Consider the following 11,214-nt stretch of genomic DNA (forward strand, 5'->3'; position numbering starts at 1 on the left):
GGAGACCGCCATGCCCAAGCAGATAATCCTGGCCGCGCACTTTCCCGGCGTGAACAACACCACCGTGTGGAGCGATCCGGACTCCGGCAGCCAGATCGACTTCTCCTCCTTCGTCCACCTGGCCCGCACCGCCGAGCGCGGCAAGTTCGACTTCCTCTTCCTCGCCGAAGGGCTTCGTCTGCGCGAGCAGCGTGGCCGCATCCACGACCTGGACGTGGTCGGCCGCCCGGACACGTTGACCCTGCTCTCCGCCCTCGCCGCGGTCACCACCCACCTGGGCCTGGCCGGCACGCTCAACACCACCTTCCGGGAGCCGTACGAGCTGGCCCGGCAGTTGGCCAGCCTCGACCACCTCTCCGGTGGGCGGGCCGCCTGGAACGTCGTCACGACTTCCGACGCGTTCACCGGGGAGAACTTCCGCCGGGGCGGTTACCTCGACCGTTCGCTGCGCTACGAGCGGGCCGCCGAGTTCGTGCGTACCGCCCGGACGCTGTGGGAGTCGTGGCCGGCGGAGGCGATCGTGGGGGACCGGGACACCGGCCGGTACGTCACGGACGCCGACCCGGGCGCCTTCACCCACCACGGCGACCAGTTCGACATCGCCGGGCACTTCACCGTGCCGCGCAGCCCGCAGGTACACCCGGTGATCCTGCAGGCCGGCGACTCGCCCGACGGGCGCGAGTTCGCGGTGTCCAGCGCCGATGCGATCTTCTCCCGACACGGCACCCTGGAGGCCGGTCAGGAGTTCTACCGGGACGTGAAGTCCCGGCTGGCCCGGTACGGCCGTCGCCCCGACGAGTTGAAGATCATTCCCGGGGTCACCTTCGTCCTCGGCGACACCGACGCCGAGGCACAGGAACGCGCCCACCACATCCGCCGCCAGCAGGTCAGCCCGCAGACCGCGATCCTGCTCGTGGAGCAGCTGTGGAACCGGGACCTGTCCGGGTACGACCCCGACGGCCCGCTTCCCGCCGAGGACCCGGACGTCAGTGCCGACACGATCAGCAGGGGCCGGGCCGGCATGTACCCCGACCCGGTCGCCACCGCCCGGCAGTGGCGGGCCCTGGCCGAGGAGAAGGGCCTCGGCATGCGTGACCTGGTCATCGAGGTCACCGGCCGGCAGTCGTTCGTCGGCACCGCGCGGCAGGTCGCCGAGCGGATGAACCACTTCGTGCAGTCCGACGCCGCCGACGGGTTCATCCTGGTGCCGCACCTGACCCCGGGCGGTCTCGACGAGTTCGTCGACCGGGTCGTCCCGCTGTTGCAGGAGCGCGGCGTGTTCCGCGCCGAGTACACCGGCACCACCCTGCGTGACCACCTCGGCCTCGGCCCCGCCCGCCCCCGACCCCGCCGAAAGTGATGGTCGCCGCATGAAGTTCCTGTTGATAACCCTGATCACCCACCTGCCCGATCCGGTCACCGGTCGTCGCCGCAGCACCACCGAGCGGTTCCGCGAGGTGGTGGACACCGCCGTTCTCGCCGAGGAACTCGGCTTCGACGGGTTCGGCGTCGGCGAGCGGCACGAACGTCCCTTCATCTCCTCCTCGCCGCCGGTGGTGCTGAGCCACATAGCGGCCCGGACCGCCACGATCCGGCTCTTCACCGCGGTCACCACCCTGAGCCTGCTCGACCCGGTCCGCGCCTACGAGGACTACGCCACCCTCGACCATCTCTCCGACGGCCGACTCGAACTGATCATCGGCAAGGGCAACGGCGCCGCGCAGGCGCAGCTCTTCCACGTCACCGCCGACGACCAGTGGGACCGCAACCGGGAGGGTTACGAGCTGTTCCGTCGGCTCTGGCGGGAGGAGAAGGTGACCTGGTCCGGGACGTACCGGCCGTCGCTGACCGAGGCCGAGACCTGGCCCCGCCCGCTGCAACAGCCCATCCGGGTCTGGCACGGCAGTGCCACCAGCAGGGAGTCGGTCGACCTCGCGGCCCGCCACGGCGATCCGATCTTCTCCGCCAACGTCACCAACCCCATCGAGCCCTACGCCGACCTCATCCGCCACTACCGGGAACGGTGGGTCCACTACGGACACGACCCGGCGGACGCCCTCGTCGGCGCCGGGACCGCGGGGTTCCACGTGGCGCGCACGTCGCAGGAGGCGGTCGAGAGGTATCGGCCGATCTTCGACGCCCGGCTCGCCGCGTTCCGCCGGCTCGGCGTCCCGCCGGTCTTCCACACCCTGTCCGACGCCATCGAGCGCAGCTCGATGCTTGTGGGAAGTCCGCAGCAGATCATCGACAAGGTGCTGCGCTACCACGAGCGGTTCGGCCACGAGGTCATCCACCTCCAGGCCGACCACGACGGGCTGACCGACAAGCAGCACCGGGAGAGCCTGGAGCTGTTCCAGGCCGAGGTGGCTCCGGTGCTGCGCCGCGAGATTCCCAGCCGCCCGTTCCGCGCGCCGGTGACCGCCGCCACGACGGCCTGACCAGAAACGGGGACCACCATGTCAGCGACCCCTCTGTCCGTTCTCGATCTCTCTCCGGTTCCCGCCGGCGGCACCGTCACCGAGGCGCTGCGCAACACCGTCGACCTGGCCGGCCGGGCCGAGCAGTCCGGCTACCACCGCTACTGGCTGGCCGAGCACCACCTCGCCGCAGGCGTGGCCAGTTCGGCGCCGGCCGTGCTCATCGGGCAGGTGGCCTCGGCCACCAGTGTGCTCCGCGTCGGCTCCGGCGCGGTCCAGGTCGGCCACCGCACCGCCCTGTCGGTGGTCGAGGAGTTCGGCACCCTCGCCGCCCTGTATCCGGGGAGAATCGACCTCGGCCTGGGCCGGTCCGGACAGCGGCGGGTGGAGGCCTCCCGGGAACCCGCCGCGTCCGCTCCGCCGCCGCAGGCCGAGGCCCGGGTGGTCGACGGGCTGCTGATCCCGCCGCCGTTCTCCTACGCCAGCGTGCTCGCCTCTCCACGATTCGCCCTGACCAGCGCGCTGCTGCACCAGCCGGGGGCGCAACCGCCGGCCTTCGCCGACCAGGTGGCCGACGTCCTGGCCCTGCTGCGCGGCGACTACACCGACGCCGACGGCCTGGACGCGCACGCCGTTCCGGGGGAGGGCGCCGACCTGCGGGTGTGGCTGCTGGGCAGCAGCGGCGGGGAGAGCGCACAACTCGCCGGCGCGCTGGGCCTGCCGTTCGCCGCCAACTACCACGTCAGCCCCTCCTCGGTGCTCGACGCGGTCGCCGCCTACCGGGCCGCGTTCCGGCCCTCGGCCGGATTGGCGCAGCCGTACGTGGTGGTCTCCGCCGACGTGGTGGTCGCCGAGACCGACGAGGCCGCACGCCGTCTCTCCGCGCCGTACGGGCCCTGGGTGCGCAGCATCCGCAGTGGCGAGGGCGCCATCCCGTTCCCCAGCCCGGAACAGGCCGCCGCGATGCCCTGGACCGACGCCGACCGTCGGCTCGTCGCGGACCGGGTCGACACGCAGTTCGTCGGATCACCCGGCACGGTCACCGAGCGGCTGCGGGCCCTGCGGGACGTCACGGACGCCGACGAGCTGCTGATCACCACGATCACGCACGCGCATGCCGACCGGATCAGCTCCTACGAGCTGCTCGCCAAGGAGTGGCGGGACTGACCGCGCTCCGCGCCGTCGGCGGCTGCCGGTTCCCCTGGTCGTCGGGGGCTGCGACAATGACTGTGGCGCCCGTCGATACGCCGGGCCCGGGGGAAGCCCTCCGCGGAGCGCGGATGGTGGGGCTCTAACCCGGAGGCCGCGATGGACCTTGTCCCCGACACCAGCGCCCTTTCCAGCCTTGTCGATCTGCTCGGCTCCTGGCCGTCGGCGCCGACCGTGGCCGTCGCCCGGATCGGCGTGGCCGGCGCGAGGACGACGCCTCGGCCCCATAACGCGGGGATACGACCCAGCGGGGATGACCCGCAACATCCATGCATCTCAATATGCTGATCGCTATCTCGACTCGAGGCGCGCTCACAAGGCGTGCCGTCCGGATGCGGAGGAATGCATGGTTCGCTGGCGTACCCTCACCGGCCTGGTGGCCGCCGCGCTGGCCGCGGCCAGCCTCACCCTCGCGGCGCCCGCTGCCGCGGCCGACAACCCCGTCACGCCGAACGTCGTCGGCGGCACCCGCGCCGCGCAGGGTGAGTTCCCGTTCATGGTGCGGCTCTCGATGGGGTGCGGCGGGGCCCTCTACAGCTCCCGGCTGGTGCTCACCGCGGCGCACTGCGTGGGCTCGACCGGCACCAACACCAGCATCACCGCGACGCTCGGGACCGTCGACCTCCAGTCGTCCAGCCGGATCACCGTCCGGTCCAACTACGTCTACCGCGCTCCCGGCTACAACGGCTCCGGAAAGGACTGGGCGCTGATCCGCCTGGCCACCCCCGTGACCGGGCTGAGCACGTTGAAGATCGCCACCACCACCGCGTACGACAGCGGCACCTTCACCATCGCCGGCTGGGGCGCCGCGCGCGAGGGCGGCAGCCAGCAGCGGTACCTGCTCAAGGCCACCGTGCCGTTCGTCAGCGACTCCACCTGCAACTCCAACTACGGCGGCGACCTGATCCCCGCCGAGGAGATCTGCGCCGGCTACGCCAGCGGCGGTACGGACACCTGCCAGGGCGACTCGGGTGGCCCGATGTTCCGCCGCGACGCCACCAACGCGTGGATCCAGGTCGGCATCGTCAGCTGGGGCAACGGTTGCGCCCGACCCAACTACCCGGGCGTCTACACGCAGGTGAGCTACTTCGCCTCGTCGATCGCCTCCGCCGCGGCGAGCCTCGGCGGCTGACGGCCCGCTGGCGAACGACCTCGGGCGGCGCGGACGACACGGTCCGGGCCGCCCGGGGGCGTGCTCCGCGGCTGGCGCCGCACGCCCGACCGCGCTGTGGTGGCGCCGGCTCGCGGGTCGGCCGTGGCGCGGCGCGTACCTGTTGGCCGGAGTGGGCCAGCCGACAGATTCGGCGGGCCGTGCGCCGCGTCTCGTCGAGGGCGGCCATGATGGGTCGGTGCAGATCCTGTCCATCCAGTCGTCGGTCGCCTACGGCCATGTCGGCAACTCCGCCGCCGTCTTTCCCCTCCAGCGACTCGGGCACGAGGTCTGGCCCGTCCTGACGGTCCACTTCTCCAACCACACCGGGTACGGCGCGTGGCGCGGGCCGCTGATGGCCGCCGCCGACGTGGCCGAGGTGATCGCGGGCATCGCCGACCGGGGGGTCCTCGGTGGCGCCGACGCGGTGCTGTCCGGCTACCAGGGTGATCCGGCGATGGGCGCCGTGATCCTGGACGCGGTGGCCCAGGTCAAGGCCGCCAACCCGGCCGCCCTGTACTGCTGCGACCCGGTGATGGGCGACATCGGTCGGGGCATGTTCGTCCGACCCGGCATTCCGGAGTACCTGCGCGACACGGTCGTGCCGCGCGCCGACATCATCACGCCGAACCACTTCGAGTTGGACTTCCTCGCCGGCCGTACGACGTCCACGCTGGCGGAGGTGCTGGAGGCCGTCGACGTCGTTCGCGCCACCGGACCGCGGCACGTCCTGGTCACGAGCGTGCTGCACGGCGACGTGCCGGCGGACGCGCTGGAGGTGGTGGCGGTCTCCGACGAGGGCGCCTGGGCGGTGACCACGCCGCTGCTGCCGATCAATCCGAACGGCGGGGGTGACGTCACGGCAGCGCTGTACCTGGCGCACCTGTTGACCTCCGGCTCACCCGCTACCGCGTTGGAGCGCACCATCTCCTCGGTCTTCGCCGTCCTTGAGGCGACCCTCGCGGCGGGCACCCGGGAGATCCAGCTGGTCGCGGCACAGGACGCGATCGCCGAGCCGCCGGCGAGGTTCACCGCCCGCCGGCTGCGCTGACAGCGTCCGGCGTCGCGAAGCGGCACGGGCGGTCCGCTGTGGCGGCTCAGCGCAGCGCGTCGTCGCGCAGCACCGCGTGCGCGCCGACGGTCTGGTTGACGATCTGGGTCACCCGCACGTCGACGACGACGCTGGCCAGCGCCACCGCGTCCGGTCGGCGGAGGCCGTGCAGCCGTTGCAGCAGGGTCAGCATCCCGTCCAGGGCCATGAACGTCGCGTCGTCGAGGGACGCGCCCACGCCCAGCGTCAGCCAGGCGTCGGCGGTGCGGGCCACCGGGCCGGTGACCGGGAAGTCGTCGCGGACGTCGAAGGTCAGCGTCACCTCGTCCATCGGGCACTCGATCGCCGTACCGCCGACCTCGCCGTCGCCCTGCGCGGCGTGCCCGTCCCCCACCGAGAACAGCGCCCCGTCGACCGGGATCGGCAGCAGCAGGGTGCTGCCGGCGGTCAGGTCCTTGCAGTCCAGGTTGCCGCCGCACGCGCGGGGCGGAATTGTCGAGTGCCTCCCCGGCTCGGCGGGCGGCATGCCGAGCACCCCCATGAACGGGCGCAGCGCCACCGTGTGGCCGTGCTGGTTGCGGCCGGTCAACGCCACCGGGTCCAGCTCCCAGGCGTGCACCACGCCGTCGGCCTCGACGCCGTAGCACTTGTTGAACCCGCTCGGCCACCCGCCGGCCACAGTCGTTCCCCAGGCGCCCGGGACTATCGCGTCGATGCGTACCGCGAGGGTCTGGCCGGCCCGCGCGCCGCGGACCGCTACCGGCCCGGTCAGCGCATGCCCGTGATCGGGCCGGTGCTGCGGGACCCGGGGCCGGTCCCGGTTCGCTCCGCCCGGGTAGGGGCCGGCCGACCACCAGCAGTCCAGGGTGCGGTAGGTGACGGTGTCGCCGGGGTCGATGGTGAGGGCCGGCGGACTGTCGGGGGAGAAGTGACCGTGCAGGGTCTCGTCACCGGGTGCGAGGGTGTGTCGCATCCGCGCAGGCTACGTGCTGGCGCGGCGCGGCGCGACCGCTCCGGGGCGGCCGACGCGCCCGGCGGCCGCGTGTGAGCCGGTGCGCGGCCGGCCCAGAACGGGCCGGCCGCGCAGGTGAGCCGTCGGTCAGTCGACGGTGGGCGCTGCTGTCCTGGCCGCCTCGGCCAGCGCCGCGGCGGCGCCGGCGTACGGGTTGTAGCTGTAGCTGCGTGCCAGCCCGGCCGGGACCGTGAAGTACTCGGCGGACAGCTTCGCCGGGTCGCTGGCCAGCTCGCCGCGCGCGGGTACGTCGTTGCCGTCGTCCCAGCCCCAGGGGGCGTTCGCGGAGTTCGCCGAGCAGCTCCAGGTGCCCGAGCCGCAGTCGCCGGAGGTGTCGCCGGCGAACGTGCCGAGGCTGGCGAACAGGTTCGCGTTGGTCCGCTGCGCCCACAGACCCCCGGCGGCGAAGATGTCGACGAGCTGGTACCGCACGTCGCGGTCGTCGCCGCTGCTCGGCGTCTCGGCCACCGTCGACGGGTAGTAGACCAGGCCGTCGCCGTTGATGGCGTACTGCGGATACGCCTTCAGGCCGTGCCCCTGCGCCTCCTGCGCGGTCACCGGGTGCGCGAAGGAGTCGTGCGGTGAGGTCTGGAACTGCAGGGTGCCGTCGACGCTCTCCCGGCCACTGGTCCAGGTGCTGCCGGCCGGCGTGTACGAGTAGAAGTCGCTGTGCGCGACAGTCACCGCGCCGCGCAGGACGCCGTACGGGGTACCGTCGCGCTCGATCGCGAAGAGAACTCCCTCGCCGTCGTTCTCGTGTTCGGTCTCGAAGAACGGGTGATCGGTCCAGTCCCGCGGGTGGAAGAACAGGTACGTGATGTACCAGTGGGTGCTCGTCTCCACGACCGAGTAGTACGCGTGCGCCGCGAGGGAGGTGCCGGACTGGCCGGCACGGTCCCAGTTGTTGCGCCCGGACAGGTCGCCGTCGAAGTCCACGGCGGTGAGATAGTCGGACTGACCGCCCAGGGCGTGGGTGCCGGTGGCGTCGACGTCCTGGTAGTGCACGGGCGCCCAGCGCAGGGCCAGCTCGGCCCGGCTGACGGCGGCGGTGGCGGGTGCCGGCGCCGCGAGCGGGGCGACGGTCAGTGCCGCCACGGCGGCCGTCGCGGTCAGTGCCCTCGCCACCCGGGATCGCCGGTTCGTGCTGCTTCTGTCGCGCATGGTGTGCTCCCGCGTCGAATTGACAGGCCACGATGAATGATCGTCGGTTCAGGGGGCCGGCACGTGTCCCCGCGGCGAGGAACAGGCAGCCGCTTCTCGACGGGCTCGCGTCGACGATCCGCTGCCGCCGCCGCTCACCGATGGACGAGCTTGTATCGACGGTTGTCGAATGCGATGCTGTGGTTCGCGCGCTCGGGGAGCCGGCGCGTCAGGTCTTTTCCGGATGCGGGGACGCGCGAGGTGGTCACACCACCCGCGCCGGGCAGTCCTCGTCAGCGGCCGCATGCCGATCGCCGTCGGGCGGCCGCCGCACGTCCGGCCCCGCACGGTCGGTCGCCCATCGGAGACCGCGACGGCGACGGTCTTCCCGGAGGTACCGATGCTCCGCATCTTCCTGGCAGTCACGACCATGGCGTTGGCCGGCTGGGCCGGCACGACCGGCTCCGCCGGGGCCGCGCCGGCCCCCACGCCCGTACCCACCCTGTCGCCGTCACCGACCCCGACCTGCCCGCCGGCCCTACCGATAGGCGTGTCGGTGACCGCGGTGACCACCACGAGCGTGACGCTGTCGTACTCGATCCTGTTCCGCCCGCCCTGCGGTTACAACCCGCCGATGACCGTCAGCCTCTTCGCCAGCCGGGAGGACGCCCAACAGTGGCAGGCGCCGGTGGCCCAGGCCGTCACCGGGCCGGAGACCAACGGGACCGTCACCGTCGGCCAGCTGACGCCCGACACCGAGTACTGGTACCGGGTCAGTGACGCCGATGGCCGGCGGGACCCGTACATGATCGGACCGGCCCGGACCGCCGCGCTGGCGGCGTGCCGGGCGACGGCCACCATCGACTCCCGCTGGGGCACCGGTTTCGTCGCCACGGTGACGGTGCGCAGCACCGGCACGCAGGCGCTGGACGGGTGGAGCGTCTCCTGGCGGTGGGCCGGCGACGAGCGCATCCAGACGGTCTGGCGCGGGGTCGCCGAGACGGCCGGCGCCGACGTCACGGTCCGCAACGCCTCCTACAACGGGACGCTCGCGCCGGGCGGCGCGACGACGTTCGGCCTGCTCGTGACCACCAGCGCGGTCCCCGACGCTCTGCTGCTGGCCTGCGGTCGCTGACCGGTGACCGGGCCGTGGCCCGCGCCCGTCAGGGTTTGCGGGCCACGGCGCCGTAGGCGTCGATCCCCTCGGCGTCGGCGTCGTCCGGGCGCCACAACGGGATCGGCACGAGGCCGGGCTCCACCATCGTCAGCCCGGAGAAGCAGCTGGCGAGATCCGTCGGGCTGCGCAGGATGTACGGCACACCACCGTTCTCGGCCAACCGCTGCGCGCCGGAGACCACCGCCGGGCTGGTGTTGGTGCCGTCCCAGAGCACGAGGTGGCTGCCGGACGCGGTCGCGTCCATCGTCCGAGCGACGATCGAGCGCACCACGGCCAGGTCCGGCTCGTACCCCAGCACACCCATGAACATGACAGCGATCGGCTGGTCGAAGTCCAGCGTCCGCGCCGCCTCGGCGAGGATCCTCTCCGGGTCGTGGTAGTCGGCCGGGACGTACGTGGTGAGGCCCTGCGCGGTCGTGCTGGCCAGCAACGCGCGCGCGTGCACGAGGACCATCGGGTCGTTGTCGACGTAGACGATCCGCGAGTCGGGCGCGACGGCCTGGGCGACCGCGTGGGTGTTCTGCATGGTGGGCAGGCCCGTGCCGATGTCCAGGAACTGCCGGATGCCCGCCTCGGCGGCCAGATGGCGTACGGCCCGCACCAGGAACCGGCGGGACTGCTGTGCCATCAGGACGATCTCCGGGTAGACCTCGGCGACCGCGTCACCGGCCGCCCGATCGGACTGGAAGTTGTCCTTGCCGCCCATCCAGTAGTTCCAGATCCGCGCCGCGTGCGGCACGTCGGGCGCAAGCGTCGCGGTGAGTTCGGCGTCCGGGCCGGCCATGCCAGGCTCCAATCGGGGGTTCGACGGCGGGGGTGGCGCCTCAAAGTGTCCACTATCGACGGTGACGGTCCGGGCCGGGTCGCCCGTTGTTACGCGGGCGACCCGGCGACGGGTCACGGCGCGTCCACGACCTCCCGGCCCAGCGGCCAGAACGCGGCCGGGACGAGCTTGAAGTTGGCGATGCCGAAGGGAATTCCGATGATCGTGACGCAGAGCGCGATGCCCGCGAGAATGTGCGACAGGGCGAGCCACCAGCCCGCCAGCACCACCCACAGCACGTTCGCCAACCCGGAGCCGACGCCCGCACCCGGCTTGGGCACCAGGGTGCGACCGAAGGGCCACAACGAGTAGACAGCGAGGCGCAACGAGGCGACGCCGAACGGGATGGTGACGACCAGGACGAAGCAGACCAGCGCGGCGAAGCCGTAGCCGATCGCCAGCACGAGGCCACCACCGAAGATGAGCCACAGGACGTTCAGGACGAAGCGAATCACCCCTTCAGCATGAGCGACGCGCGCCACCGGACGGCCGGCGGCCGTCAGTCCGGCAGCCCTGCGCAGGCCACCCCGTCGATCGTGCACGCCGTGGGCGTCGCGCCGACCGCCGCGCCGTTGACCCGGAACGTCACCCGGACCGAGGCGCTGCCCGGCACCTGCCCGGCGCTCCCGTCCGGCACGAACGTCCACACCGCGCCGTCCTGCGTGGCCCGCGCGCCCTGGACCGCGCTGACGCGCAGCGACTCCCGGGGCAGCGTGATGGCCAGCGTCCACTGTGCCACCGGAGCCGGCCCCGGATTGCTGACCGTCACGGCGGCGCCGTAGCTGAGCAGGGCCTTCTCCTCGATCGCGAAGTCGGCGGCGAGCGCGGCCGGGGTCGGCGACGCCGACGAGGGGGTCACCGCCGGCGCGCTGGTCGGCGGCTCGGCGTGCGGCGGGGCCGCGCTTGCCGACGGCGGCGCGGACGTGGGCGGGCTGCTGGCCGCCGGTATCGCCTGCCCCCGGGGCGTACCCGCCGCCGGGGTGCCCAACTGGTCCACCGACGGGGGCGGATCGAGGGTCACCGGCGCCAACTGCTCCGGCGTACGCACCACGCCGATGATGGAGACCACCGTCGCCACCACCACGCCGAGCGCCGCGAGCACGGCGATCCAGGTGGCCCGCGACACATCGCCCCGGCCGGTGACCACCCGCCGTACGGCTGCGGCGGCGGCCACGATCCGGTCCAGCAGAATGATCGCCACAGTACGCCGTGGCTGCGGCGGTGTTGCCGGCACT

Annotated in this window: 11 protein-coding genes; 6 read left to right on the forward strand and 5 right to left on the reverse strand. The window is 72.7% G+C overall.

Annotated elements, in window-relative coordinates:
• Window positions 1-10 precede the first annotated feature (10 nt).
• From AB0B97_RS01310 to pdxY, 5 genes are all read left to right on the forward strand, one after another.
• Complete coding sequence (locus tag AB0B97_RS01310; RefSeq protein WP_357489652.1) at window positions 11-1,360, forward strand: NtaA/DmoA family FMN-dependent monooxygenase; 1,350 nt, start codon at window positions 11-13, stop codon at window positions 1,358-1,360.
• A 10-nt stretch (window positions 1,361-1,370) separates the two neighbouring features.
• Window positions 1,371-2,438, forward strand: a complete 1,068-nt coding sequence (locus tag AB0B97_RS01315; RefSeq protein ID WP_357489654.1) for an LLM class flavin-dependent oxidoreductase — start codon at window positions 1,371-1,373, stop codon at window positions 2,436-2,438.
• Window positions 2,439-2,456: 18 nt separating this feature from the next.
• Entirely contained in the window at window positions 2,457-3,584 is a 1,128-nt protein-coding gene (locus AB0B97_RS01320; RefSeq protein WP_357489656.1) for an LLM class flavin-dependent oxidoreductase, read from the forward strand.
• A 388-nt stretch (window positions 3,585-3,972) separates the two neighbouring features.
• Window positions 3,973-4,758 carry a serine protease gene (locus tag AB0B97_RS01325; protein ID WP_234581725.1) on the forward strand — a complete coding sequence of 262 codons (786 nt, stop codon included), beginning with the start codon at window positions 3,973-3,975 and terminating at the stop codon, window positions 4,756-4,758.
• Window positions 4,759-4,975: 217 nt separating this feature from the next.
• On the forward strand, window positions 4,976-5,827 hold the full coding sequence (gene pdxY, locus AB0B97_RS01330; protein ID WP_357489658.1) for a pyridoxal kinase PdxY: 852 nt from the start codon (window positions 4,976-4,978) through the stop codon (window positions 5,825-5,827).
• Window positions 5,828-5,873: 46 nt separating this feature from the next.
• Here pdxY and AB0B97_RS01335 read toward each other — a convergent pair whose 3' ends face one another.
• Both AB0B97_RS01335 and AB0B97_RS01340 read right to left on the reverse strand, forming a co-directional pair.
• Entirely contained in the window at window positions 5,874-6,800 is a 927-nt protein-coding gene (locus AB0B97_RS01335) for an acetamidase/formamidase family protein (protein ID WP_357489660.1), read from the reverse strand.
• 126 nt (window positions 6,801-6,926) lie between these two features.
• A complete protein-coding gene (locus tag AB0B97_RS01340; protein WP_357489662.1) occupies window positions 6,927-8,000 on the reverse strand; it encodes a hypothetical protein in 1,074 nt (357 codons plus the stop codon).
• A gap of 379 nt (window positions 8,001-8,379) precedes the next feature.
• Between AB0B97_RS01340 and AB0B97_RS01345 the strand changes: the two genes are divergently transcribed.
• Complete coding sequence (locus AB0B97_RS01345) at window positions 8,380-9,114, forward strand: cellulose binding domain-containing protein (RefSeq protein WP_357489665.1); 735 nt, start codon at window positions 8,380-8,382, stop codon at window positions 9,112-9,114.
• 28 nt (window positions 9,115-9,142) lie between these two features.
• Here the strand turns inward: AB0B97_RS01345 and AB0B97_RS01350 are convergent, their stop codons facing one another.
• From AB0B97_RS01350 to AB0B97_RS01360, 3 genes are all read right to left on the reverse strand, one after another.
• Window positions 9,143-9,940, reverse strand: a complete 798-nt coding sequence (locus AB0B97_RS01350; protein ID WP_357489667.1) for an SAM-dependent methyltransferase — start codon at window positions 9,938-9,940, stop codon at window positions 9,143-9,145.
• Window positions 9,941-10,053: 113 nt separating this feature from the next.
• Window positions 10,054-10,434 (reverse strand): YccF domain-containing protein, encoded by a 381-nt coding sequence (locus AB0B97_RS01355; RefSeq protein WP_234581719.1) that lies wholly within the window; start codon window positions 10,432-10,434, stop codon window positions 10,054-10,056.
• Between the two features lie 44 nt (window positions 10,435-10,478).
• Complete coding sequence (locus AB0B97_RS01360) at window positions 10,479-11,213, reverse strand: cellulose binding domain-containing protein (RefSeq protein ID WP_357489669.1); 735 nt, start codon at window positions 11,211-11,213, stop codon at window positions 10,479-10,481.
• Between the last annotated feature and the right edge of the window lies 1 nt (window position 11,214).

It is taken from the genome of Micromonospora sp. NPDC049004, assembly GCF_040649315.1.
Lineage (GTDB): Bacteria > Actinomycetota > Actinomycetes > Mycobacteriales > Micromonosporaceae > Micromonospora.